The organism is Exiguobacterium sp. s191 (assembly GCF_018618955.1).
In the GTDB taxonomy this organism is placed as follows: domain Bacteria; phylum Bacillota; class Bacilli; order Exiguobacteriales; family Exiguobacteriaceae; genus Exiguobacterium_A; species Exiguobacterium_A abrahamii.
The window spans coordinates 1187468-1211056 of record NZ_JACSNC010000001.1 but is presented as its reverse complement, the minus strand read 5'-3'; the positions used below and the strand labels follow the sequence as shown (position 1 = coordinate 1211056).

Annotated in this window: 30 protein-coding genes; 23 read left to right on the top strand and 7 right to left on the bottom strand. The window is 46.3% G+C overall.

All coding sequences use genetic code 11. The annotated features are described in order from the left end of the window. Positions 1-35 precede the first annotated feature (35 nt). The gene (locus tag KNQ09_RS06585; RefSeq protein WP_029342000.1) at positions 36-923 is read right to left on the bottom strand and encodes a YitT family protein; all 888 of its coding nucleotides are present in this window, start codon (positions 921-923) and stop codon (positions 36-38) included. 170 nt (positions 924-1093) lie between these two features. Between KNQ09_RS06585 and bshA the strand changes: the two genes are divergently transcribed. The 13 genes from bshA to nth all read left to right on the top strand — a co-directional run bounded on the left by bshA (position 1094) and on the right by nth (position 14044). Further along, on the top strand, positions 1094-2236 hold the full coding sequence (gene bshA / locus KNQ09_RS06580) for an N-acetyl-alpha-D-glucosaminyl L-malate synthase BshA (protein ID WP_050677434.1): 1143 nt from the start codon (positions 1094-1096) through the stop codon (positions 2234-2236). Further along, positions 2223-3356: a CCA tRNA nucleotidyltransferase gene (locus tag KNQ09_RS06575; protein ID WP_235515908.1), complete on the top strand. Its 1134-nt coding sequence runs from the start codon at positions 2223-2225 to the stop codon at positions 3354-3356. Before bshA ends, KNQ09_RS06575 begins: the two co-directional genes overlap by 14 nt. Continuing rightward, on the top strand, positions 3326-4297 hold the full coding sequence (locus KNQ09_RS06570) for a biotin--[acetyl-CoA-carboxylase] ligase (protein WP_214857979.1): 972 nt from the start codon (positions 3326-3328) through the stop codon (positions 4295-4297). The genes KNQ09_RS06575 and KNQ09_RS06570 overlap by 31 nt, the downstream gene beginning before the upstream one ends. Before the next feature lie 248 nt (positions 4298-4545). Next, the gene (gene panB / locus KNQ09_RS06565) at positions 4546-5385 is read left to right on the top strand and encodes a 3-methyl-2-oxobutanoate hydroxymethyltransferase (RefSeq protein WP_035396844.1); all 840 of its coding nucleotides are present in this window, start codon (positions 4546-4548) and stop codon (positions 5383-5385) included. Beyond that, a complete protein-coding gene (gene panC / locus KNQ09_RS06560; RefSeq protein ID WP_023468622.1) occupies positions 5382-6212 on the top strand; it encodes a pantoate--beta-alanine ligase in 831 nt (276 codons plus the stop codon). Before panB ends, panC begins: the two co-directional genes overlap by 4 nt. Before the next feature lie 2 nt (positions 6213-6214). Continuing rightward, positions 6215-6598, top strand: a complete 384-nt coding sequence (panD, locus tag KNQ09_RS06555; protein WP_029341994.1) for an aspartate 1-decarboxylase — start codon at positions 6215-6217, stop codon at positions 6596-6598. A 105-nt stretch (positions 6599-6703) separates the two neighbouring features. Beyond that, positions 6704-9517, top strand: coding sequence for an ATP-dependent DNA helicase DinG (dinG, locus tag KNQ09_RS06550; RefSeq protein ID WP_058713749.1), 2814 nt, complete (start codon positions 6704-6706; stop codon positions 9515-9517). 62 nt (positions 9518-9579) lie between these two features. Beyond that, positions 9580-9750 (top strand): YpmA family protein, encoded by a 171-nt coding sequence (locus KNQ09_RS06545; protein ID WP_012370646.1) that lies wholly within the window; start codon positions 9580-9582, stop codon positions 9748-9750. Beyond that, positions 9747-10214 (top strand): hypothetical protein, encoded by a 468-nt coding sequence (locus KNQ09_RS06540; protein ID WP_023468619.1) that lies wholly within the window; start codon positions 9747-9749, stop codon positions 10212-10214. Before KNQ09_RS06545 ends, KNQ09_RS06540 begins: the two co-directional genes overlap by 4 nt. A 14-nt stretch (positions 10215-10228) precedes the next feature. Then, positions 10229-11410, top strand: coding sequence for a pyridoxal phosphate-dependent aminotransferase (locus KNQ09_RS06535; RefSeq protein ID WP_058704903.1), 1182 nt, complete (start codon positions 10229-10231; stop codon positions 11408-11410). 29 nt (positions 11411-11439) lie between these two features. Next, on the top strand, positions 11440-12729 hold the full coding sequence (asnS, locus tag KNQ09_RS06530; protein WP_174316766.1) for an asparagine--tRNA ligase: 1290 nt from the start codon (positions 11440-11442) through the stop codon (positions 12727-12729). Between the two features lie 75 nt (positions 12730-12804). Beyond that, on the top strand, positions 12805-13383 hold the full coding sequence (locus tag KNQ09_RS06525) for a DnaD domain-containing protein (protein WP_023468616.1): 579 nt from the start codon (positions 12805-12807) through the stop codon (positions 13381-13383). Between the two features lie 4 nt (positions 13384-13387). Then, positions 13388-14044, top strand: coding sequence for an endonuclease III (nth, locus tag KNQ09_RS06520; RefSeq protein WP_149427574.1), 657 nt, complete (start codon positions 13388-13390; stop codon positions 14042-14044). Positions 14045-14232: 188 nt separating this feature from the next. Here the strand turns inward: nth and KNQ09_RS06515 are convergent, their stop codons facing one another. Beyond that, a complete protein-coding gene (locus KNQ09_RS06515; RefSeq protein ID WP_353049747.1) occupies positions 14233-15123 on the bottom strand; it encodes a DUF3800 domain-containing protein in 891 nt (296 codons plus the stop codon). Positions 15124-15170: 47 nt separating this feature from the next. Beyond that, on the bottom strand, positions 15171-16163 hold the full coding sequence (locus tag KNQ09_RS06510; RefSeq protein WP_214857977.1) for a tyrosine-type recombinase/integrase: 993 nt from the start codon (positions 16161-16163) through the stop codon (positions 15171-15173). Between the two features lie 355 nt (positions 16164-16518). On the opposite strand from KNQ09_RS06510, the gene KNQ09_RS06505 reads away from it, so the two are divergent. From KNQ09_RS06505 to KNQ09_RS06495, 3 genes are all read left to right on the top strand, one after another. Further along, on the top strand, positions 16519-16866 hold the full coding sequence (locus KNQ09_RS06505) for a helix-turn-helix domain-containing protein (protein WP_214857976.1): 348 nt from the start codon (positions 16519-16521) through the stop codon (positions 16864-16866). Between the two features lie 16 nt (positions 16867-16882). After that, a complete protein-coding gene (locus KNQ09_RS06500; protein WP_214857975.1) occupies positions 16883-17407 on the top strand; it encodes an ImmA/IrrE family metallo-endopeptidase in 525 nt (174 codons plus the stop codon). Between the two features lie 193 nt (positions 17408-17600). Beyond that, a complete protein-coding gene (locus tag KNQ09_RS06495; RefSeq protein ID WP_214857974.1) occupies positions 17601-17759 on the top strand; it encodes a hypothetical protein in 159 nt (52 codons plus the stop codon). Positions 17760-17844: 85 nt separating this feature from the next. Here KNQ09_RS06495 and KNQ09_RS06490 read toward each other — a convergent pair whose 3' ends face one another. From KNQ09_RS06490 to KNQ09_RS06475, 4 genes are all read right to left on the bottom strand, one after another. Then, a complete protein-coding gene (locus KNQ09_RS06490; RefSeq protein ID WP_214857972.1) occupies positions 17845-18081 on the bottom strand; it encodes a hypothetical protein in 237 nt (78 codons plus the stop codon). Positions 18082-18207: 126 nt separating this feature from the next. After that, a complete protein-coding gene (locus tag KNQ09_RS06485; RefSeq protein ID WP_214857970.1) occupies positions 18208-18711 on the bottom strand; it encodes a hypothetical protein in 504 nt (167 codons plus the stop codon). Between the two features lie 153 nt (positions 18712-18864). Then, entirely contained in the window at positions 18865-20241 is a 1377-nt protein-coding gene (locus KNQ09_RS06480) for an SNIPE associated domain-containing protein (protein WP_214857968.1), read from the bottom strand. Positions 20242-20768: 527 nt separating this feature from the next. Next, on the bottom strand, positions 20769-21179 hold the full coding sequence (locus KNQ09_RS06475; RefSeq protein WP_214857967.1) for a helix-turn-helix domain-containing protein: 411 nt from the start codon (positions 21177-21179) through the stop codon (positions 20769-20771). Between the two features lie 151 nt (positions 21180-21330). On the opposite strand from KNQ09_RS06475, the gene KNQ09_RS06470 reads away from it, so the two are divergent. The 7 genes from KNQ09_RS06470 to KNQ09_RS06440 all read left to right on the top strand — a co-directional run bounded on the left by KNQ09_RS06470 (position 21331) and on the right by KNQ09_RS06440 (position 23579). Beyond that, on the top strand, positions 21331-21540 hold the full coding sequence (locus KNQ09_RS06470; RefSeq protein ID WP_214857966.1) for a helix-turn-helix domain-containing protein: 210 nt from the start codon (positions 21331-21333) through the stop codon (positions 21538-21540). A gap of 78 nt (positions 21541-21618) precedes the next feature. Continuing rightward, entirely contained in the window at positions 21619-22296 is a 678-nt protein-coding gene (locus tag KNQ09_RS06465) for a BRO family protein (protein ID WP_214857965.1), read from the top strand. 16 nt (positions 22297-22312) lie between these two features. Next, positions 22313-22606, top strand: a complete 294-nt coding sequence (locus KNQ09_RS06460; protein WP_214857964.1) for a helix-turn-helix domain-containing protein — start codon at positions 22313-22315, stop codon at positions 22604-22606. After that, positions 22593-22892 (top strand): hypothetical protein, encoded by a 300-nt coding sequence (locus tag KNQ09_RS06455; protein WP_214857963.1) that lies wholly within the window; start codon positions 22593-22595, stop codon positions 22890-22892. Before KNQ09_RS06460 ends, KNQ09_RS06455 begins: the two co-directional genes overlap by 14 nt. 102 nt (positions 22893-22994) lie before the next feature. Next, complete coding sequence (locus tag KNQ09_RS06450; protein WP_214857962.1) at positions 22995-23144, top strand: hypothetical protein; 150 nt, start codon at positions 22995-22997, stop codon at positions 23142-23144. 52 nt (positions 23145-23196) lie between these two features. Continuing rightward, positions 23197-23445 carry a hypothetical protein gene (locus KNQ09_RS06445; RefSeq protein ID WP_214857960.1) on the top strand — a complete coding sequence of 83 codons (249 nt, stop codon included), beginning with the start codon at positions 23197-23199 and terminating at the stop codon, positions 23443-23445. Next, complete coding sequence (locus KNQ09_RS06440; protein ID WP_214857958.1) at positions 23442-23579, top strand: hypothetical protein; 138 nt, start codon at positions 23442-23444, stop codon at positions 23577-23579. Before KNQ09_RS06445 ends, KNQ09_RS06440 begins: the two co-directional genes overlap by 4 nt. Positions 23580-23589: the final 10 nt, after the last annotated feature.

Below are 23589 nucleotides of genomic sequence, written 5' to 3'. Positions count from 1 at the left end.
AACACGGATTGCTCGTTTGAGCGATCCGTGTTTTTTTACGTTTCTTTGATTGGGACCCGATTTTCGTCGAACGTGAAACCTTCTCCTGTTACTTCATAGACGTCATGCAACGTGATGAAGGCGTGCTGGTCGACACTTTTAACGAGCGTCTTCAAGCGATTGATTTCATTGCGAGCGACGACGACGTACAGTACTTCGAGATCCCGTCCAGAGTAACCGCCTTTCGCGATCAGACGGGTCGTGCCACGATTCATCGTCGCATGAATGCCGTCGGCGATTTCCGTCCGGTGATCACTGATGATCATCGCTGCTTTACCAGCATAAGTGCCCTCTTGCATCCAATCGATGACGCGAGCGCCGACGTAGACGGCAAGTAACGTATACATTGCTTGTTTGTAATCGAGATACGTCAAGGATGCGACGATGACGAAGAAATCGAAGATCAAGAATGTTCGACCGATCGACCAACCGAAGTAGCGTTTCGTCAAACGCGCGATGATATCGACACCACCTGTCGTACCGCCGTTGTTGAAAATGATACCAAGACCAACTCCGATGAATACACCCGCAAAAAGCGCAGCAAGCACCATATCGTCGCGCAGGTCTATGACGAGAGGTGAATACTTCGCAATCAATCCATACCAGAAGGAAAAACTGAATGTACCGATCAACGTGTAGACGAAGGTCGTCCGACCAAGAATTTTATAACTGACGAAAAAAAGTGGGACATTCAATACTAAGTTCGTGATCGATGGAGACCATCCGAACAGTCCTTTTAAGATCAAGGTAATCCCAGTAAAACCGCCTTCTGCTAACTCATTTTGAACGTTAAAATGATAAATACCAAAAGCAAAGATGAATGATCCGACCAAAATCCAGAAAATGTTCTGGATCCGAATCGGAAATTGGAATGGAGGTGCCATTTCCGTATGCTCCTTTCAAATCAAGACTCTTTCTCTAGGGTAACGGCACGGTCGGAAAAAGACTAGCTTTTCCTATGAAAATCAGTCGAAAAGTGATCAGTATGGTCATTCCGATTGATATTGCTTAGAATAGAGACGAATAGAAGTCATAAAGAGAGTGTGGTTTTATCATGAAAAAAGCAATTGGGATTCTTTGTTATCCATCCGTCGGCGGGAGTGGGGTCGTCGCGACGGAACTCGGTATGAAATTAGCGGACCGTGGACATGACGTCCACTTCATTACGTCGAGCATGCCGTTTCGCCTGACGGAATATCGGCCAAACATCACGGTCCACTTGGTTGAAGTCAACCAGTATTCCGTTTTTAAATATCCACCATACGACATTACGTTGGCGTCAAAAGTCGCAGAAATCATTGATTTATTCGATCTTGATGTCATCCATGCCCATTACGCCGTTCCGCACGCGGTCTGTGCTGATCTCGGACGAAACATGGCAAAGAAAAAAGGCGTCGCCGTCGTGACGACGTTACACGGGACGGACATCACGGTCATCGGGCAAGACTTAGAGATGCAACCGGCAATTCGGTACGGTATTGAACGATCAGACGCGGTCACGGCCGTCTCCGAGAGTCTAGCGCTTGAGACGAATGCGACGCTTAACGCACACTATGACATCGATGTCATTGCGAACTCGATTGATGAGAGTGTCTATTATCCGATGCGGGATGAACGCTTGAAGCGGCATTACGGCATCGAAGCGGACGAAGTCGTCGTCATTCATATCTCGAACTTCCGACCGGTCAAACGAATCGATGATACGCTTGCAGCGTTCGCCATTGCAGCGAAAGACCGGAAGATGCGTCTGTTACTCGTCGGGGATGGTCCAGAGATGGGACAAACGAGACGTCGCGCAAAGGAACTCGGCATTTACGATAAAGTGATCTTTGCAGGTAAACAGGAACACGTCGCGCAATTGCTCGCCATTAGTGATATTCATGTCCTGTTGTCTGAAAAAGAAGCGTTCGGACTCGTCGTCCTTGAGGCAATGGCAATTGGTGTCCCGAGTGTCGTCTCGACAGCAGGTGGCTTACCGGAAGTCATCCAGGACGGATTAACCGGATATATCGTTCCGACTTACGACGTCAAAATGGCTGCGGCACGAATCGGTGAACTCGCGGATGATCCGATGTTACGGGAACGGATGGCAGAAGAGGGCATTCGTGATACGCGTCGTCGTTTTGATTCGAATGAGATCGTCCGTCGTTATGAACAAGTCTATGAACGGGTGTGTGCGCGTCATGAACTTGCTTGAAGGCGCACATCATATCATTCAGACGATCGAGGAGGCCGGTGGTGAAGCCTATATCGTCGGTGGCGCCGTTCGCGACATGTTACTCGACCGGACACCAGGAGACTATGATTTAGCGAGCTCGATGTTACCGGAACAGATCATCGACTTATTCCCTGTCGTCATTCCGACAGGACTCGAGCATGGAACCGTGACGGTCGTTCTCAACCACGTGCCGTACGAGATCACGACGTTCCGCTCGGAAGCAACGTACAGCGATCGCCGGCGACCGGACGAGGTGACGCTTGGCGTTAGTTTGGAAGAGGATTTGACCCGGCGTGACTTTACGATCAACGCGATGGCACTCAGACCATCAGGTCGTGTCGATCTGTTTGGAGGAGCGCGTGACATCGAAGAGCGGATCATCCGGACGGTCGGCGAACCAGCCGAACGTTTTAATGAAGATGCACTTCGAATGATGCGGGCGTTCCGCTTCATGAGCCAACTGGATTTCTCGCTTGACGAAGCAACTGAACAAGCAATCGTTAAACTCGCTCCGCATCTAGCGGCCGTTGCGATTGAGCGGATCGCGATCGAGTTCGAGAAGCTCTTACTTGGTCCTGGAAAACAGCGGGCGTTACAGGCGATGCTCCGGACAGGAATCGAACGCTACCTTCCCGGCATGACTTCAGAAATCGTCAAAGGACTCGCGCAGCAGTCGTTTCAGGGTGTTTCAAAGGATGCCGTCTGGACACTCGTACTCGATGCCGGTCTCGCGAAAGATCAATTGACGCGCTGGAAACGATCGAAACATCAAGTGCAGCTCGCAACGCGTTTAATACCTCTGTTACACCGACCGTTACAAGACTGGGATCGTTATCGATTGTCGGACGAGGAACTGATGATCCTTCGGGAAATGACCGGAACGGATTATCCGGAGCGATCAGACTTACCGATTCGCAGTCGTAAAGAGCTCGCTGTCGACGGAAAAGACATGATCCGCCTCGGTCTTCAAAAACAACAGATCAAAGAAGCACTTTTGCATTTGGAATACAGTGTCGTCACGCGCGCTTGCCTAAACGACCGCGTAACATTATTGAAGGAGGTAGAGCGATGGCGCACTCAGTCCGAGAACAAATCTTGATCGCACTTCGTCAGCGAACGTGGTACTCCGGACAAGAATTAGCAGAGACACTAAATATTTCACGTACCGCTATTTGGAAACATATGCAAACCTTGAAGGAAGAAGGATACCAGATCATCTCGAATAAAAAACAAGGCTATCAATTAGTCGATGAAGGCGATTTGCTGACACCGATTGCGATTGAACAATGGTTAACGACAGCACGTCTTGGTCGCCACATCCTTCATTTCGAAGAACTGGACACGACGCAGCGGATTGCACATGAGCAAGCGCAACAGCAAGCGCAGGAAGGAACACTCGTCGTATGCGATCACCAGACGAATGGACGCGGACAGCTAGGGAGAACGTGGCATGAGGCGAAAAATGAGGGCATCGCGATGAGTCTACTCGTCCGACCAGATGTACCGATGCACCAAGCAGGTCAATTAACGCTCGTAGCAGGTATTGCACTTGCACAGTCTCTCCGGACATTCGATGTTCCAGTTACGATTAAATGGCCGAACGACATCTTGATCAACGGTCGTAAGGTGGCAGGCATCTTGACGGAAATGCAGACCGAGGCGGATCGGATCAGTTCAGTCATCATTGGCATCGGCATCAATGTGCATCACGAGCAATTTCCGGAAGGGATCAAAGACCGTGCTACCTCGCTCGTCCGAGAATCAGGAAGAACTTTCCGACGTGCGGAGGTCGTCGCGACGTTTTTAAATCGATTTGAACGACTATACACGCAGTGGCTCGAGCTAGGATTCGGATCTTTCGTCTCCGAGTGGGAAACACTCGCAGATCGTTTACATGAACAAGTGACACTACGGACACGTCAGATGACCGCTTCTGGAACATTGCTCGGTATTGACGAGACGGGAACGATTCGGATTGAGACGGAAACGGGGGAAACCCGTTTCCATTCGGCAGAGCTGATTTACTGGGAAAAAGAATAAAGGTTTGAATCAGACGGTTTGCAGAGAGCTTTTCCCGTCATGTATAATAAAGCCACGGATGGTATCCGCTTGCCGGAACCATACCGAATTGACAGGTGCCAGTTTTAGCTGTTTCAACTGCCTTGATCTTAACGGACAGGGACAGAAGGACGATATTCAATTATTCCGCCTTCTTTTCCGCATGCATTTATTTTGGAGAAGAAGGCGTTTTCCTTTTGTCCTCCCTACACACGTAAGGAGAGAACACGATGCACACAATGGGTCCAATACTCAAAAAACAACAAGCTGGAGAGAAGCTCGTCATGTTGACGGCGTATGATTATCCTTCAGCAAAACTATCGGAGGCAGCAGGAGTTGATATGTTGCTCGTTGGCGATTCCCTCGGAAACGTCATCCTCGGCTATGACTCAACGATTGCCGTCACGGTCGACGACATGGTTCATCATGCGCGTGCGGTACGCCGCGGCGCACCACAGACGTTCATGATCGTCGATATGCCGTTCGCAAGCTATCACGGTTCATTTGATCGCACGCTTGAATCAGCGGCGCGTATCTTTCAAGAGTCGCAGGCAGATGCCTTGAAGCTGGAAGGGGCAGGGGAGATCTTAAAGACGATTCGTCGTTTGACGGACGCTGGGATGCCTTGCGTCGCGCATCTCGGATTAACACCACAATCCGTTGGTGTCCTTGAAGGATTCAAAGTCCAAGGGAAATCATTAGAAGCAGCCGAACAACTGATTGCAGACAGTTTGGAAGCAGAGCGTGCCGGAGCGAAGATGCTCGTCCTCGAATGTGTGCCGCATCCGCTCGCGAAACGCATTCAAGAGCTCCTCTCGATTCCGGTCATCGGAATCGGTGCCGGTGCAGACGTCGCCGGTCAAGTACTTGTCTATCATGACATCTTGACGTATGGTGTCGGTCGTTTACCGAAGTTCGTCAAAGCGTACACGGACTGGAATACTTCAGGAACGGAAGCGATTGCTGCTTACGTCAAAGACGTCAAAGCCGGCACCTTCCCTGAACTAGCACACTCGTTCCAGATGGACGAAGAATTGATTGGTGCGCTTTATGGAGGGACTAAGGAATGAAGATCATTCAGGACGTCCAGACGTTACGCGAATGTTTAGCGGGAGCCGGTTCAATCGGTTTTGTACCGACGATGGGATTCTTGCATGAAGGGCATGCCTCCTTGCTCAAACAAGCACGACAAGAGAATGATGTCGTCGTCTTGAGTATTTTCGTCAACCCGACACAATTCGGACCAAACGAAGATTTGGATCGTTATCCACGAGACGCGGAACGCGATCAGAAAATCGCGGAGGCAGAAGGGGTCGATTATCTGTTCTATCCGACGAACGAGACGATGTATCCGCTGGATATGGCCCGTGTTACGGTCCGCTCCGGTGATGATGTCTTATGCGGCGCATCACGACCAGGACATTTTGATGGTGTGTTGACGGTCGTCAGCAAACTATTGAACGTCGTCCGTCCAACCCGTGCTTATTTCGGCTTAAAGGACGCACAACAGCTCGCATTGATTGAAGCGTATGTCGCTGATTACTTCGTTCCGGTTGAGATCGTCCGTTGCCCGATCATTCGCGAAGCGGATGGTCTAGCAAAATCGTCACGCAATGTCTATCTTTCGGAAACGGAGCGGGCGCAAGCACCAGGAATTCAGCAGGCGTTGCAACAAGCGAAACAAGCACTCGATCAAGGGGTGCCTGTTGAAACGGTTCTCGAGCGGACGCGCGAAGCACTTCGATTCGAAGGGACGACGATCGATTACGTCGAAGCCGTCGACTACCCGTCACTAAGACCCGTCACTGAACAAACGACTACGATTCTCTTAGCAGTCGCCGTGCAGTTTGCATCGGCACGCTTGATCGATAATTTACTATATACGAGAGGAGCATGACGATGTTACGCACATTCATGCACGCTAAACTACACAAGGCCCGGGTCACCGAGGCGAACTTACACTATGTTGGTTCGATTACGATCGATGAGGATTTACTCGATGCTGTCGGGATTCTTGAAAATGAAAAAGTCCAAGTGACAAACAATCAGAACGGTGCACGGATTGAAACGTATGCGATTAAAGGTGCTCGTGGTTCAGGTGTCATCTGTTTGAATGGTGCGGCAGCACGCCATTTCCAAGTCGGGGATGAGGTCATCATCATGGCGTACGCGCAACTATCGACGGAAGAAATCGCGACACATGTTCCAAAAGTGGCTGTTCTAAATGAACAGAACGACATCAAACAAATGTTGTCTCAAGAAATCGCCCACACGATCTTATGAAATTTTAGAGACCCGATCATGTCAGCGGGTCTCTTTTTTTGTTAAGATGAAGAATGAAATGCCATCCGGTCATGGAGAGGATGGATAAAAGGTGGAGGATCAGTGTTGAAGAAAAAGTACGTCGTAGTCGACCTGGAAACGACAGGTCATTCCATAAAGGCTGGCGATGAGATGATTGAGATCGGCATGGCGGTCATTGAAGATGGACAGTTGACAGAACAATTGTCTGCCTTCGTGCGTCCGACCCAACCGATTCCTCCATTCATTTCCCAGTTGACGGGCATCACGGATGAGGATGTCAAAGAGGCCGAGACATTCGATGTCATCGCACCGCGTGTCTTATCATTGCTCGACGGTGGTGTCTTCGTCGCACATAATGTGCAGTTCGATTTAAACTTCTTAAACGATGCGTTAGAAGAGGAAGGATACTTGCCGTACACAGGTCCTGTCATCGATACGGTCGAACTCGCACGAATCTTACTTCCGACAGCAGAAAGCCACGCGCTGTCGCATCTGTCAGAGTCATTACAACTTGCCCATCAAGAGGCGCACCGGGCAGGGAGTGACGCTTCGGCGACGGCTGAATTGTTGCTTGAACTACTCAAACGACTACATACGTTGCCGCTTGAGACATTGAAGCACTTAAGACGTTTATCACCACGCCTGTTCAGTGCCATCGAAGAGGAAATCGACCATGCGATTCGTTTAGTCGGCATCGAGGAGGATTCACAGTTTGATCGTTTCCGTAAAATCGCTTTGAAAAAGCGCCAGACGATAGAGCGGTTGGCACATCCGCCCGTTCTTGAACCGTTCGGACCATTCGTTGATGAATTGAACACCGTTACGTTCCCTCGTCTATTCGAAGGATATGAAGAGCGACGTGGGCAGCTCGAGATGATGCGTCATGTCTATCAATCGCTCGATCAAGAAACACCGTTACTCGTCGAAGCGGGAACAGGAACAGGAAAATCGCTCGGTTATCTTGTTCCGGCAGCGCATTACGCACTTGAACATGAAGTCCCGATTGTCGTCAGTACGCACACGATTCAATTGCAGGAGCAACTATTCGCGCGTGATTTACCGCTCTTGCGTCAACTGTTCGATGCGCCGGTCCAGATTGCATTGCTTAAGGGACGGAGTAACTATATTGATTTACGGAAATTCGAATTTTTCTTGAATGATCAAGAGGATGCTTACAACTTCACGCTCGCAAAAGCAATTCTACTCGTCTGGTTGACGGAGACGGAAACGGGAGATTTAGAAGAAGTCAGCTTACCAGGCGGTGCAGCGCAAGGCAATATCGGGATCAAACAGTTGATCCAGTCTGATAGCCAATCGCAACTCGGGCGGTTTGACCCGTGGTACAGCCGGGACTTCTTCCAACATGCGATTCGCCAAGCAAAGGATGCAACGATCATCGTCACGAACCATGCCTTGTTGTTTAGTGATCTGCAGTTCGAAGCCGGGGTCTTACCGAAAGGAAGTCCGTTGATTCTTGACGAGGCACATCAAATCGAAGAGGTCGCGAGCCATCATTTTGGTCTCGTCTTTGATGGACATACGTTTGATCGTCTGTTCCGACAACTCGGGTATTCGTCCGATAAAAAATTATTACACCGCTTGCTCGATCTGTCGGAAGAATGGGACATCGCCGAGATGGTCGAAGCCCATAGTGAGACGGTCGATGAGGCACTGACGACGTTGCTCGAAGAGGCAGACGGTCTATTGATGATTATTCAAGCATACGGGCTCGAACTGGCTTCCCGCAAAGCACGACGGGAAGGAATGGTCAGCATTCGCTTCAAGCGACTCGACCGTTCGATGCGTGCCGTCCAGGAAAGTGCCAAGCGGGTTGAATTGGTGTTGCGGCGTTTGCGTCAAGCAATCCGGGCGATTCATAAACTATTCCATGAACACCGGGAGCAGATGAGTTATCGCGAACGTTCACTCGTCGCAGATTTAAAAGCGATCACGTCACAAATCGAAGAAGCGGAACTCGCCATCTTTGAGACGATGCTTGCCCCGCACGATGAGACGGTATCTTGGATCGAGACGTCTGTTAAGAACCGGAAACTAACACGGGTCTACACACAACCAATCGACATTTCAGAGCGACTGCGACGCGATGTCTTTTCGAAACGGACGTGTATCCTGACGTCTGCGACGCTGACAGTCTCGAACAAGTTCCAGTTCATTGAGAACCGTTTAGGGCTCGATGCGTTTGAGACACGTCGTTTCGTCGTTCCGTCGCCGTTCGGATATGCCGATAACGTGCGATTGATGATTCCGACGGATCTCCCGCTCCTACAGGATGTACCATTGCCGGAATTCGCAGAGACGATTGCGGAAGCCATCTTACAAATCGCAGAGGTGACGGAAGGACGGATGCTCGTCTTGTTTACCTCAAATGACTTGCTAAGACTGACGCATGAAGCGACGAAACCGCTGTTACCTGACCGGTTTACGTTACTCTCGCAAGGGGTCACGCAAGGTTCACGGCAACGACTGATGAAACAGTTCAAGCAACTCGACGCCTGTATCTTGTTCGGGACGGCTAGCTTTTGGGAAGGGGTCGATATCCCAGGAGATGATCTCAGTTGTCTCGTCATCGTCCGACTACCGTTCGCGCCACCGGATCAACCGATCGTCCAGGCACGCTCGGAACGGATCGAAAAACTCGGGAAATCATCATTTTTCGAATACAGCTTACCGCAAGCGATCATTCGCTTTAAGCAAGGCTTTGGTCGCTTGATCCGGACGACGAACGACCGAGGTGTCGTCTTCGTACTTGATCGCCGGATTGAGACGACGCGTTATGGAAAACGGTTCGTCACGAGTCTGCCGAAAGTACCTGTTTTATCAAAACCACTTGATGAACTGACGGCAGAACTAGAATTGTTCTTGAATGATGGCGATTAAGTCTATTCAGATAAACCCTATCGCATTATAATAGATAGAGAAAAATGAGGGAGGACATACAGATGGATTCAAAAATTGAAACACTTGCGACCGTCAAAGTGAACCGCCATGACGATACGTATAAAATCGTCGACTTGTTGAATCGGACACTGAAAACGGAAGATTTAATGTTCGGTCTTGCTCTCGATGAAAAAGACAAGGAGCAGATGGTCTTTACCATCTACCGCACATGAAGTGGAAAATCACGCTTGGTCTGCTAAGTGCACTCATCCTTTTGACTGTACTTGGCACCGCCGTTTATCAGGTGACGATCGCTGAGGCAAAAGACCGGGAACAGAGCGTCGCCGAACAAGCAGAGGCGCGTCTGAAAAAAGAACTCAAACCGACGGACGTCCGGTTCGAATCTGTCTTTAACGGGAAACGTCAATATGTCGTTTTTACGATGAAGCAGAATGGACAGGCGGTACGGGCGTTCGTTCCGAAAAAAGGAACGATTGAGACACGACCAGTTGCTGATGGTATTGCCATCAAAACGGTCATCGCGGATCATCCGGAACTAGGAGACATCGTGTCTGCTAAGTACGGCTTTGAGGATCGTGCCGTCATCGAGATCGTTTCAAAGACGACGACAGGCTATGATTATTCGTATTACACGTATCAAGAAGGTTCTTTCATCAAACGATTACGAATCAAGTAAAGGGAGTGGGCGACATGTTATCGAAACGCGTACGACAATTGACACCATCTACGACGCTAGCCATCACAGCGAAAGCCAAGGCACTACGTGAAGAAGGTCAAGACATCATCGGTTTAGGTGCGGGAGAGCCCGACTTCAATACACCGGAATTCATCATCCAAGCAGCATTCGAGGCAGCAGAAGCGGGCGATACGAAGTATACGCCGTCTGGCGGAACGGTTGCCTTGAAGGATGCAATCATCGAAAAGACACGCCGTGACTTATGGATGCCATACGAACGCTCAGAAGTCATGGTCGCTTCAGGAGCAAAGCATGCACTATCAACGTTGTTCCAAGCGATTCTCGATCCAGGCGATGAAGTCATCGTCCCAGCACCATACTGGGTCAGTTATCCAGAGCAAATTAAACTCAGTGACGGCGTACCGGTCATTTTAGAAACGGACGAATCGTCTCGCTTCAAAGTGACACGGGAATTGCTCGAGCAACACATTACCCCAAAAACGAAAGCACTCGTCTTGAATTCACCATCGAATCCGACAGGAATGGTCTATTCGAAAGAAGAGCTCGAGATGGTAGCAGATGTTGCGATCAAGCACGATCTACTCGTCATCAGTGACGAGATTTATGAAAAGTTGCTCTATAACGGTGCGACACATATTTCGATCGCGTCCTTGCCAGAGATGCGCGAACGGACGGTCATCATCAATGGTGTCTCGAAGTCCCATGCGATGACAGGCTGGCGGATCGGGTATGCAATCGGACCGAAAGAGATCATCTCAGCGATGACGAACTTAGCGAGCCATTCGACGTCGAACCCGACATCGATTGCGCAAGCAGCATCGGTTGCTGCGTATGCAGAAGGCGATGCACCGGTCGAAGCGATGCGTGTCATCTTTGAGGAACGACTTGAGAAAATCTATGCACGACTCATTGAAATCAAAGGATTGACGTGTCTGAAGCCAGAAGGGGCATTCTACTTGTTCCCACATGCAAAGCAAGCTGCCGAGATGTGTGGATTCGATAATGTCGATGACTGGTGTACAGCTGTTTTATCTGAAGCGAAGGTCGCCTTGATTCCAGGTTCAGGATTTGGTGCACCGGACTATGTCCGCCTATCTTACGCGACGGATCCGGCACGTGTCCTAGAGGCACTCGACCGGATTGAAGGATTCATCACGGCACATACAGCCGTTTAATAGAGAGAGGATGTTGACTGTTGAAAGCAATGATTCGGGATGTAAACAAATATGTAGGAGAAGAAGTGACGATCGGGTGTTGGTTAGCAAACAAACGCTCAAGCGGTAAAATCGCCTTCCTCCAACTTCGGGATGGCTCTGGATTCATGCAGGGTGTCGTCGTCAAAGAAACAGTCGGCGAAGACTTATTCAAGCAAGCAAAAGGCTTAACGCAGGAATCATCACTCTGGGTGACAGGTGTCATCAAATCAGATGGCGGTCGGACAGCGATCGGTCATGAAATGGAAATTTCAAAAATCGAAGTCATCCATGAAGCGATCGATTATCCGATCACACCAAAAGCACACGGAACGGACTTCTTGATGGATAACCGTCACCTCTGGTTGCGTTCAAAGCGTCAGCATGCGGTCATGGTCGTTCGGAACGAATTGATTCGTGCAACGTACGAATTCTTTAACCAAGAAGGATTCATTAAAGTGGATCCGCCAATCTTGACAGGTAGCGCACCAGAAGGAACAACAGAATTGTTCCACACGAAATATTTCGATGAAGATGCGTACCTTTCACAATCGGGTCAGCTTTACATGGAAGCGGCAGCAATGGCACTTGGAAAGGTCTTCTCGTTCGGTCCAACGTTCCGTGCTGAAAAATCAAAAACACGTCGTCACTTGATCGAATTCTGGATGATGGAGCCTGAGATGGCATTCCACGATCACGAGATGAACCTCGAAGTCCAAGAAAACTATGTTTCGCACCTTGTGCAATCAGCACTGAAAAACTGTCGTGCGGAACTTGAGTTGCTTGGACGTGACTTGACGGTCCTTGAAAACATTAAAGCACCGTTCCCGCGCGTCAAGTACACGGAAGCAATCGACATGCTCAAGGAGCAAGGATTCGACGATATCGAATTCGGCGATGACTTTGGTGCACCACACGAGACAGCAATCGCAAACAGCTTCGCACGTCCTGTCTTCATCACGCACTGGCCAAAAGCAATCAAACCGTTCTACATGAAAGAAGATCCGGAAAACCCAGACTTCGTCTTGTGTGATGATTTGATTGCCCCTGAAGGATACGGGGAAATCGTCGGTGGTTCACAACGTGAAGAAGATCATGAAAAACTCCTCGCTGAGATGAAGAAACATGGTCTTGACGAGACAGGTGCTTATAAATGGTATCTCGAAACACGCCAATACGGTTCTGTTCCACACAGTGGCTTCGGTCTTGGTTTAGAGCGAACAGTCGCTTGGATCACAGGTGTCGAGCACGTTCGGGAAACAATTCCGTTCCCACGTTTGCTAAACCGCCTCTATCCATAAGCAGTAAGGAAAAACATCGACCCATCGTCTCGACGGGTCGATTTCTTGTTTAGACTAGAGAATCGAGGAAATACGATGAATCATAATTTAGTGCAATTATTCGAGGAAGGGACGGTCGTCTTACCGAAACGATTGTTCACCGAGGCAAAACGGTTAGGCATCAGTTTTGTCGAGTTCACGTTAATTGGTCAATTGTTTGCTTGCCGGGCAGAGGGCATGGAGATGCCGTCACCGGAAGAGTTAAGTAATCGACTTGGACTATCCGAGACGGAAACGATCGAGACGACACTCGGTTTATTACAAAAAGGATTACTGGCAATGGAGAACGTCAACGGGTCTGAACGTTATTCGCTTGTTCCGCTTTACGAAAAGCTGATGGCACCACCGGAACAGGAAGCACCGAACTTTGATACGATCAATCCGTCCGTCTTCCAACAATTCGAGCGGGAACTCGGGATGATGTCACCGTTTCAGATGGAGCAGATCATTCAGTGGTTGACGATCGAGAACATTTCGGAAGAGCTAGTACTTGCCGCACTTCGAGAAGCGGTCTATCATAATGTCCGCAAAATGACCTATATCAATCAAATTTTACGGACGTGGGAACGTGAAGGGATCAAGACGCTTGAGGATCTCGCAGGGCGGGGAGGTTAAGGAGATGTTACGAAAGGCAGAAATCGATCGGATTGAAGCAACGTTAGAAGAGATGTTTCCAGATGCATTTTGTGAGTTGATTCATCGCAACCCGTTTGAACTGGTCGTAGCGGTTGCACTCAGTGCACAAGCGACCGACGTACTTGTCAATCAGGTGACGCCTGGGTTGTTCGCAGCGTATCCGGATCCTGCGTCGCTTGCTGCGGCACCCGTCGAGAAAATCGAGGACAAAATCAAACGACTTGGATTGTACCGGAATAAAGCCAAAAACATCAAGGCGCTTGCGGCACAGCTCCTTGCGCAACACGACGGAGAAGTCCCGACGGAACGCGCCGGGCTCGAAGCCTTACCTGGCGTAGGACGCAAGACGGCGAACGTCGTCTTGTCTGTCGCCTTTGATGTACCGGCCTTTGCGGTCGATACACATGTCGAACGTGTCTCGAAACGCCTCGGGATCTGTCGCTGGAAGGATAATGTCACGCAGGTCGAAGCAACACTGATGCGTCGTTTCAAACGGGAGCGTTGGTCAAAGCTCCATCATCAATTCATCTTCTTTGGACGTTATCACTGCAAGGCACAACGTCCGAACTGTGAAGCGTGCCCGTTACTCGACATGTGTCGAGAAGGGAAAAAACGAACAAAAGGAATAGCTACACCCTAAAAAGGGACAGACTCAAAAAAAGAATGACTCGTCACACGCAACTCCTACAGGAAAAGCGCATTTTGCGCTGTTAGAGACAAACAAGACCTGAGGAAAGAGCGTGAAAAGACGAGTCATTCTTTTTTATTAGATAAGGGTGACAGATCATTCTGCCACCCTTATCTTTGTAGAGACTAATTTTTGAGTCATTACCCATTCCAAGGAGTATCGGACCATTCACGACGCTTTTTCGTGATCGGTACTTTTTTGAATCCCCAGTTTCGGAAATCTTGGTCCGGACTATCGCGTCGAATGTAAATCTTATCTTTGATGGCTTTAAAAATCCGGTTTTCGTCCCCATAATGGACAAACCGTGGTTTTACCTCGATGACACCACGACGGACGCGAGATAAAGGTAAGCAGACCAAGTCGGCAATCTCAAGACCAGATTGGTAGAGGTCGCTGTCTTTTTCAGCAAAGATGAAGCCTTTGATTTTTTGACGGCTTTTTTCGACGTCGAGATGGACCGTTCCCGAATTGAAGATATCGAAGAACGCCTTTTGAATGAGCAAGTTTTGATAATCATCACGGCTTTCAAGAACGACACGCGCACTCGTTGCTTCTGTCTCATCGAGGAAGGAATAAAACGACTTCATCAGATGGGCGAAGGCAACGACATACGGATCCTTTGGTGTCGAGAAGAAGTCTTGTAGCTTCTGTTTATCGACTTCGACGCTGACGATCGTACAATCGATATCAACTAAAAATTCTGGTAAGGCGATCCAGAAATGACGTAACATATCGATCGTGATACCATCTTCTTTACCATACGGATGCTCAGCTTTTAAAATCTCCTTCAAATGAAGGGGAATATGCGGATCTTCAAAAACTTTTGCCTTAAAATCCATCAAACGTTGACGAAGCGGACTTGGTTCACCGGTCTCGTCCGAATCGATGGCATATTTATATTCCATCAAGACACCCGTTAAGTTGAATTGTGTATTACCCTTCGGTGTCCCAGTTTCGTCGACGAACATGACATATTTTTTAGGAACAGTGTTGTTAACCTTCGGAAACGCTTTTGTATCAACGTATTTCACGTTTTTTGTTTCTCTCTTATTCAATCAAATCTCCTCCGATTGCACAATTATTGCACACTTTTTTTGAAAACGAGCATTTCGGCAGCCTCATGATGCAACTTTACACTGACATGGCTGTATAAATCCATCGTTATCGTATAACTCGCATGACCGAGTCTTTCTTGCACAACTTTCGGATGCACACCCTGCTCGAGCAGTAGGGTGGCATGTGTGTGACGCAGATCGTGGATCCGGATCCGTGGAACACCTGCGAGCTCCGTCAACCAGTTGAACGAGCGATGGACGATCGTCGAGCTGAATGGTCTTCCGAGCGTATTCAGGCAGACATAGTCGTCGTCATTCCGATAACCTTTGCTCAACTGGTGCAACGCTTGGACTCGTTTCATGCTCTTCAGGTAGTCGACTGCAGCATCACTGAGTACGATGAGACGAGAGTGTCCGTTTTTAGGCGCTTTCTCGTTTTGATGAGCCGAACGGTTGTGGTCGGAGACCGAGCGCTTCACGAGTACCGTACGTTCTTCAAAATCGATATCCGACCAACGCAAGGTGATGGCTTCACCGATCCGCATCCCAGTATGCAGAATCAAGATGATTGGGAGGGCGCGTAGTTCTTTTTCATGTGTCTCGATGAAGAGCTCACATTCCTCCTGGCTCCATACCTGATGATTCTTGACGGCGCGGCGACGGTCCTGTGCAAGAGCAGCGCTTGGATCTTCCTTGAGGTACTCCATCTCGGCGGCATACCGGAAGAAGGCGCGGACTTGTTGGAGCATCGTATTATAACTGTTTGCGTTCCACTCCCGCAACTCCGCATATTTCATCATGACATCCGCTAGATGGTGTGTCCGGACGTTTTCGAGCAACATCTTACCGAGTTCCTTCTCGAGCAGTCCTGAAATCTTACGACGGTTGTAGAGTGTTGCTTTTGCAAGTTGAGGAGCACGACGTTCGTAATAGACCGCAATCAGATCTGCTACCTTCATTTTCGTTTGTCGCCGTTTGATGGATCCATCCTCGCGTTCCTTGAGTAGGTTGGCCATCCAATACTCCAGTTCTCGCTTCGTATCCGCGCTTTTAAAGCGTTGGATACGTTTTCCTCGCTCATCAAAGCCTAGGCTGACCCTCGTTTCCCATTTACCTGTAGTGGGGTTCTTTTTTATATTCGTCATATAGCTTCCCCTTCCTGCACGACAAATACTGTTCTCACCTTTCATCTTATCAAATTTATCCATATAATTTGTAAGAATTTCATTTATGAGCAATTGCTCATTAGAAGAAGAAAAGCTAGAATCAATTAAAAATAGAATTAATTCAACAAAAATGTTGAATAATTATTTTTAATGTTGTAAGATAAGGATGTAGGAAATCAAGGGTTGTGAAAAAGGAGGTTTCATTTTGCTTACTCCATTCGGAAAATTCTGTCGTAAACTTCGGATTGATCGGAACGAAATCCTAAAAGACATGGCTTCCGACTTAAATGTGACTGTTTCATATTTATCGGCGGTCGAAAATGGTAAACGGAGTGTCCCAGCATCTTGGGAGCAGATGATTTCAGACGCGTATGGTCTGGGGGATGAACAACGGTGGGAATTGAAAGAGGCGATCATCGAGTCAGAAAAAATGATTTCATTCTCATTGGAAGAAACAGGAGAGAACAGTACAGCTTTATTAAAAGCTCTGGCTAGAAAATCAGGTGATCTCTCCGAAGAGCAGTTGAAAAAAATGTTCGAAATCTTGAACTAATTCTCAGGAGGTACAAATGAGCCAATCGCAATTTAAAGCTAAGCCGAGGTCTAAGAGGGATCTTAGGGAGTTTGCATTTGGGCTAAGAAGCGCTCTTGAGATGGAAGACGTACCTCAAATTGACATCATCCGCATACTCGAACATGACTTACTAGGAGCATTTGGTGAGTCGCTAGAACTTGAAATAGTCGAAACGTGTGAAATGGAAGAATATGCACTTTATCGATTTGATTTGAATAAAATCATTATTCGTGAAGATGTGTATCTTGCGGCTGCTAATATGAATCCGCGTCATCGCTTTACGATTGCACATGAAATCGGGCATTTGTTTTTGCATAAAAACGTAAAACAACTTGCCCGATCAGACGTGAAAAGAAAAATTTACGAGGATCCAGAATGGCAAGCGGATGTATTTGCAGCAGAATTTTTAGCACCATCTCATCTGCTTGGAAATCTTTCGCCATCAGAAATTGCATCTACATTCGGAATTTCGCGACAGGCAGCATTGAAAAGATTTAACGACGTCCAAAATAATAAATAAGCACTTCTAAGAGAGGAGATTTACAAATGGTCAAAAAAAATAGCCCTTGTAGAGGGCCAACGAAGTAAAGATACATCATTTGATTTGCTGCATTATGATCCTGTACTAACTTTGGTCGGGAAGTACAGACTCATAATATCAAATTAGTTGGCCCCTTTACAAGTGTAAACTTTAGAAATGGGGCATGATAATCATGGGAAAATTATATTACAGCGAGAAATACGGATGTTACGGAGTGTTCCGCCCTTGGCGTACTAATCCGAAAACCCAGCAAAAAATGTGGGCAAAGAATTACGGCTTGAAAGCGTGGTTCATTCCAGTTGATGAGCTAGAGAACGAAACAGAAGATTAATCAACAGCTTGATGGATGAGGGTGCAGCCCCTTTTCGATCAAGCTTTTTTTGTATAAAAAAGCCGTCATATAGACGGCAGCGTTGTTACCAGGGTTCACCTTCATCATCATAAGTTCCATTAGAATTGAAGTGGCTTTCTTCTATTATGCCGCCGTTAACCGTTTTAGTATATTTGACATATACAGCAAGATTATCGTACAGACCAGCCATCTCCTTAGCAGACTCGCGTGCTTCAGCCTCGTTCGTAAAGGCGTACTCCAAGTCTAGATTGTTATCGGCTTTTTCGTATCCTTCCACTGACCAAACTTCTTTTGATGACATAAACAACATCCTTTCATAGTGGATAAAGTTGTGTAGCATCTTGCTGCTTCTCATTATGCTGGATTTGATCAAAAATAATCAAAGAATATACTCTTATATGTACAAAAAAGCACCCTGAATGGGTGCTTAGTCATTACTTTCTTGAGCCTGCTTTACTAGAGCACGAGTGCGAGCTACTATATTATCTAAGTTCTGAGTATCGATATTTCGAATCGTAAATTTTTTTGTGCCGAATGTTTTACTGTAGCTGATGTGAATGACACCTAAACCGAAGTTCGCTGGATTACCGAAAGGAGTCGGAGCGATATCAAAGTCGACTTCAGTAACTTTCTTCATAGGAATCCGCTCGAGGTTTGCTTTTGGGAATAGTCCAGGTGAATGAAGGGATAATACAATCTCATCCTTCATCAAAATCATAAATCCATACTTTGTCATGGTAGGCTGCACACCCTCGAAAGTAAACAACTGATCGGTCGGTTTGAAATGCTTTTTTAATTCCTTCAACGTAATTTCATAGAAGGCACGTTCACTTTTAGGAAATTCCATCTTGATTTCATCCATAGTGGTTAACGTTACTGGAAACTCAATTAAAGCGAACCGCTCGTTCAATTTTGTAAAGTTGGTGATCATAACAAATGCCTCCGTTTCTTAAATGAATTTAGAAATTTAGGATTCAATTGCTTATTTTTTGCAAAGATTTCTACCGTATAATTTTACCCGTTAATAGGTGTTTATATACTCTTCTTTTAACAAGGAGGGAACGATGGTTCAATTGACATTTCTTTAGAGATTTATAATTGCTGATTCACGCAATTGCAATGTACGATAGTAGTCTTCAGCTTGTGCCGCCAACGTGATTTCAAGTGTTTCATCGAACTCTTCCTTGATGACTTTCGCAATCTGTTCAATTTCGACTTTGAAGAATTCCTTACGTAGATTCACTTGGTTGACGCGTTTAGTTGCAAATCGATGATGAAGTTTGTTTTCAAGAGTCGGGGCATCTTCTGAGAAGACCATCGCATGAATGTCGAACGTGAACGGTACAGAGGCACTCCCAAGCTCACGGATCCGATCGAGTGGTTCAAGGCGTCTCGTCATTCCAATCTTGTAGACATGCTCACCGAACGAACCGATGTTCGAAATGACGTAGACGTAACCAGCACGTGTATTCTTCTCACGGTTTTCGATGTCGTCTTTGATCAACTCAACTTCAGCCAGCTTGGCTTCTAGTTCAGCAAGTTTCGAGAGAAGTGCCTGTTTCTCGGAGTTATCGGCTTCTTCTAGCTTGGCACGTACCGAAGTGACGGCACTTCTGAAATGAAATTCTTCTTTTTCGACTTTCTTGCGTGCGTTCTCTATCTCTTTTAAGACACGAGCTTCCTCACGTATACGTTCTTTAATAACGCGTTGTTCTTCTTTTTCCTCTTGCTTCTTTACCTCTAATTCATGCTTAAGATGCAACTCACGAAGCTTTGATTGAAGGTATTGTCTCCGAATAGATATAGTTTGCATATCAGTTAATGAATTAATCTGTTTAAATGCTTTTTCGATATTTGCATGAGATTTTTCAAGGTTAGTTGATTTAACGTTTGAAACGATTACATCGCATTCGTTATTAAAAGCTCTAAGAGAAAGTTTAATAGTGTCATTAACAAACTCTTTACCTCGTTTTTTATCTCCGTCGACGAAGTATTGATTTGGATGATCAGTAGCAATTTTTTTACGTATCATTTCTTTTTGTTCTGATCGAATTGTGGTTAGCATGTTTTTATAACCATCTGAGGTATCAAATTCAAAAGTAGGTTCGTAAAGACCGTGTTCATGCATCAAATGTCTATCTTCATATTCACCTAATTCTAGTTTTAAAGCTTTAAGTTTTTTATTACTCTCAAGAAGGTCTTGTTTTTCTGCTTCAAACTTTTTTTTAAGGTTCTCACGTTGACTCATATGCTCATTCTCAAGTTTTATTCCAAGTTTCAGATGTTCTTCTTCCAAGTCAGTTTTTTCTTTAGCAAATTGTTCTCTAATTAATTCAAGTTCTCGTTTTACATCTAAATACTCAAGCTCTTCCTTAGAAAGTTGAATTAGTTCAAGTTCTTTTGTTAATCGCTCTACTTCTTTCCGATTTTTACTAGCATTTAACCAATCATTAAACCACATTACATTTCCTCCTTTTACTACTTCATTCTAATTTTACTAATAAATGATTACTTTTAATTACATTTGTGTAAATAAAGGTAGAGAATGTGAAAAAACATCCGACAATTTTCGACAACTATAATCTAATTAAAGAATAAAGCTTTCGGCAAAAATCTGTATCAATCACTTTCACTATTCTGAAATACAGGTTTGTTGATAGAAAGAGAGTGTTAAAAATGTCGAATTATTGAGATTGTGAAGAACAGGATGATACTTGAAAATAAAAATTACATAATGCATACTAAAAACAGCATAAGGAACGTGTGTTCTTATTTAGGGGGATTAGGATGAATGATTTGCACAATGAGAAAATATTGTTGAAAACAAAAGAGGGGCTTATTCCTTTGATTGGATGTTGGAGTGAGGAATTAGAAGCATACGTACTCTTTACGAATTGTGATCTTGAAATCAGAAATTCTAAATCTGACTTATGGCATGACTCCCTAATAAAACTAATCGACGCTTCTAACTAGACGCGTCGATTAGTTTTATTTTTTTTGTTCTTTATTCGATGTTTCAGAGATAGACAAGGCAATTTGGTCCTTCATGTATGAAACAATTTTATCTATCTTTTCTTGCGTTAAGGTGTTGAGCTCTTCTTCAGTAAAGTGCATTCCAATCAATTTATTAGTGATTGATACTTGTTCGATATAATCAGTCAGTGTATTTTCAGGGTTGTCTACTCGACCAACCAAATAGTCTACAGTTACATCAAACGTATCAGCTAATAACACTAGGGTAGACGGATCCGGCTGTCGTTTACCGTTTTCGAATCTAGATAAAGTTGCTGGTGTAATGCCGAGTTTTGCGGCGGTATCATCTTGTGGCCATCCGCGGTTTAGGCGTAATTCTTTAAGACGATCTCCTCTAAAGGCTTTCTCCATAATCATCATCTCCATAATCAATTATCTCCTTTCAATATAGCACTTTTGCCAAAATGGAAAATGTTTATTACCAAAATGGAAATAAGGTATTGACTATTACCTTATTGGTAAGGTAAATTGAATATACAAGTTACCGAATTGGTAATGAGAGGAGAGGTGAAAGACAATGGGAGATCCTCAAATTGATTTATCCAGATTGAAGCTGGCTCGCAAAGAGCGCAACCTCTCACTCAGGGAAGTTGCTGAAATTACAGGCTATGAGTCAGCTGCGACAATCAGTAGAATCGAGTCTGGAAAGCGTGGAATCAAATCAACACTTCTAAAGAAATTATCAACATTGTACGGAAAGCCGTTAGATTATTTTTTTGTTGATTGATTACCGAATCGGTAATTACGCCTATCTAAATTATGTTTACCCGATTTCTAAAACTGAAAATCATGAAGGATCGAACAAATGAGCCAACTCACTAAAGTATTTAATGGCAACAACATTCGGATGGTTGAAGAAAAAGGAACTCCGCTGTTTGTTGCAGTAGATGTCGCCTTTACCCTGGGATATCAAAAACCGAATAACGCGATCAATCGTCACTGTAAGGGTGTCACCCTGAAACGGGGCATCACGGATTCGTTAGGTCGAGTTCAGGAAATGCGAGTCATCCGAGAATCAGATGTCTATCGACTTGTGATCAACTCGAAGTTACCTGCAGCACAAGATTTCGAAAACTGGATCATGGAAGATATCCTACCTTCAATCCGCAGTACGGGATCGTATGAAGTACCAAAAAACATCCCATTCGCTGAATTGTTCCAAGCGACCGCTCAACTACTCGAGAAGCAAGAGGAGACGGAGAGCGCGATCACAGTGCTCACAGAAAAGATTGATTTACGCATGACTCTGGATTACGCACAACAGCTGGCGATCGAACAAGCTAAGAAACGTCGAGCGGAAGAACTTTGGAGAGAGTTGATCGAAAAGCCATCTGATTTGTATGACACGAAAGGCAAACTTTACGGTCGTTTCGGTAGCGACATCAAGCGGGCTTTTGCCGTCTCATCCTATCGTGACATCCGTCAGAATCAATTCGAAGAAGCACTCTTGTACGTCAAGCATTGGCGCCCAGCGCTCGTCTGAAGAAAGGAGGAAGGTCATGTTATTCAACGAGCAAGAATTCAAGCGCATGATTGCAGACGGGATTGCAGAGTCACTCGCAGCCATCGCTCGTAAACGCGAATATCTGACGGTTCCGGAAGTATGCGAGGAACTCCGCTGTAGCCGCAGCATGATCGACAAACAGATTCGAGAGAATGGATTACCGATCACTCGAGTCGACGGCAAAATCATCATCCGTCGCGAACATCTGTACAAATGGCTCGATCAGCGAGTCGAGTGCAATGACTGGAATCAATCAATCGAAGGAGTGAAACGACATGCCACTGTATAAAAATCTCGATGTGTTAGCCAATACGCTCGTAGATCGATTCCATGAGAACCCGACACTCTTACCGCTCATCAATGTCGAAGACGTCATCTCAAACATCCTCGTCGATGTCACACGGGAGATGGTCGAGGAATCAGAGCAGGATGCCATGGTTCATTTCAAGCAGATGGTCAAGAATGATCCGATTATCGTGATTGATGCCATCAACAAGCAGCATGTCCTGCACCTGATGGAAGACACATTCGAAATGCACCTGATTCAAATGGACCCATTGATCAAGCTGAAATGAATGCGTACATCATCTATGGTTTTGCATCGGTTGCTGTACTGACAGCGTTCGGTGGCTGGTGGTGGGACGAACGGAAGAGCAAATGGGAAAGGAGGTGAGGAAATGTCACCGGAACTGACGTACATGCTCTCAGTCGCTTGGGTGATCGGCGTTGTGTTCTTGACTCCAGCCATGTGGTTTGAGCACCGGGCAGAACGTGCTGAAGACAAGCGAAAAGAAATGAAAAAAAGCCATCACTCGAGAGAGCGATGACCACTTTTGCGTAGGAACTTAAGTGTATCACGCTCCGGACAGGAGGAAAACCATGAACACGATCAATCGCGCGCAACGGATCGGGCGGCTGCTCTTCATCAAAAAGCAGAAGGCGGACATTGAACTCGACCGTGCTGCAGAATCTGTCGACCAGACCATCGCTGATATAGAGCAGACGTTGTCTCGTTTAGGATTCGTACTCGGCACATATGCACCGGCTTATTCCTTCGTCCAGGTGCTTCAAAATCAAATCGAGACGTTGAAAATTGCTTTAGACACGGCGAAGGAGGGGTCGAAATGACTACCGACCATTGGAATGATCTCGTCGAAGATCATGAGTCAGATGAAACTACTACTGAATCAGGCTTCGATACGTTCGAACTGGATCCGGAACTTAAGGAACAGCTGAGCGATTATCGAAACGCCGTCCTATAAGGAGGAACTG

Bases quoted from the DNA above. Each gene is read 5' to 3' on its own strand.
- KNQ09_RS06585 (WP_029342000.1), bottom strand. From the start codon at position 923: ATGGCACCTCCATTCCAATTTCCGATTCGGATCCAGAACATTTTCTGG.
- bshA (WP_050677434.1), top strand. From the start codon at position 1,094: ATGAAAAAAGCAATTGGGATTCTTTGTTATCCATCCGTCGGCGGGAGT.
- KNQ09_RS06575 (WP_235515908.1), top strand. From the start codon at position 2,223: ATGAACTTGCTTGAAGGCGCACATCATATCATTCAGACGATCGAGGAG.
- KNQ09_RS06570 (WP_214857979.1), top strand. From the start codon at position 3,326: ATGGCGCACTCAGTCCGAGAACAAATCTTGATCGCACTTCGTCAGCGA.
- panB (WP_035396844.1), top strand. From the start codon at position 4,546: ATGCACACAATGGGTCCAATACTCAAAAAACAACAAGCTGGAGAGAAG.
- panC (WP_023468622.1), top strand. From the start codon at position 5,382: ATGAAGATCATTCAGGACGTCCAGACGTTACGCGAATGTTTAGCGGGA.
- panD (WP_029341994.1), top strand. From the start codon at position 6,215: ATGTTACGCACATTCATGCACGCTAAACTACACAAGGCCCGGGTCACC.
- KNQ09_RS06545 (WP_012370646.1), top strand. From the start codon at position 9,580: ATGGATTCAAAAATTGAAACACTTGCGACCGTCAAAGTGAACCGCCAT.
- KNQ09_RS06540 (WP_023468619.1), top strand. From the start codon at position 9,747: ATGAAGTGGAAAATCACGCTTGGTCTGCTAAGTGCACTCATCCTTTTG.
- KNQ09_RS06535 (WP_058704903.1), top strand. From the start codon at position 10,229: ATGTTATCGAAACGCGTACGACAATTGACACCATCTACGACGCTAGCC.
- asnS (WP_174316766.1), top strand. From the start codon at position 11,440: ATGATTCGGGATGTAAACAAATATGTAGGAGAAGAAGTGACGATCGGG.
- KNQ09_RS06525 (WP_023468616.1), top strand. From the start codon at position 12,805: ATGAATCATAATTTAGTGCAATTATTCGAGGAAGGGACGGTCGTCTTA.
- nth (WP_149427574.1), top strand. From the start codon at position 13,388: ATGTTACGAAAGGCAGAAATCGATCGGATTGAAGCAACGTTAGAAGAG.
- KNQ09_RS06510 (WP_214857977.1), bottom strand. From the start codon at position 16,163: ATGGCCAACCTACTCAAGGAACGCGAGGATGGATCCATCAAACGGCGA.
- KNQ09_RS06500 (WP_214857975.1), top strand. From the start codon at position 16,883: ATGAGCCAATCGCAATTTAAAGCTAAGCCGAGGTCTAAGAGGGATCTT.
- KNQ09_RS06495 (WP_214857974.1), top strand. From the start codon at position 17,601: ATGGGAAAATTATATTACAGCGAGAAATACGGATGTTACGGAGTGTTC.
- KNQ09_RS06490 (WP_214857972.1), bottom strand. From the start codon at position 18,081: ATGTCATCAAAAGAAGTTTGGTCAGTGGAAGGATACGAAAAAGCCGAT.
- KNQ09_RS06485 (WP_214857970.1), bottom strand. From the start codon at position 18,711: ATGATCACCAACTTTACAAAATTGAACGAGCGGTTCGCTTTAATTGAG.
- KNQ09_RS06480 (WP_214857968.1), bottom strand. From the start codon at position 20,241: ATGTGGTTTAATGATTGGTTAAATGCTAGTAAAAATCGGAAAGAAGTA.
- KNQ09_RS06475 (WP_214857967.1), bottom strand. From the start codon at position 21,179: ATGGAGATGATGATTATGGAGAAAGCCTTTAGAGGAGATCGTCTTAAA.
- KNQ09_RS06470 (WP_214857966.1), top strand. From the start codon at position 21,331: ATGGGAGATCCTCAAATTGATTTATCCAGATTGAAGCTGGCTCGCAAA.
- KNQ09_RS06465 (WP_214857965.1), top strand. From the start codon at position 21,619: ATGAGCCAACTCACTAAAGTATTTAATGGCAACAACATTCGGATGGTT.
- KNQ09_RS06460 (WP_214857964.1), top strand. From the start codon at position 22,313: ATGTTATTCAACGAGCAAGAATTCAAGCGCATGATTGCAGACGGGATT.
- KNQ09_RS06455 (WP_214857963.1), top strand. From the start codon at position 22,593: ATGCCACTGTATAAAAATCTCGATGTGTTAGCCAATACGCTCGTAGAT.
- KNQ09_RS06450 (WP_214857962.1), top strand. From the start codon at position 22,995: ATGTCACCGGAACTGACGTACATGCTCTCAGTCGCTTGGGTGATCGGC.
- KNQ09_RS06445 (WP_214857960.1), top strand. From the start codon at position 23,197: ATGAACACGATCAATCGCGCGCAACGGATCGGGCGGCTGCTCTTCATC.
- KNQ09_RS06440 (WP_214857958.1), top strand. From the start codon at position 23,442: ATGACTACCGACCATTGGAATGATCTCGTCGAAGATCATGAGTCAGAT.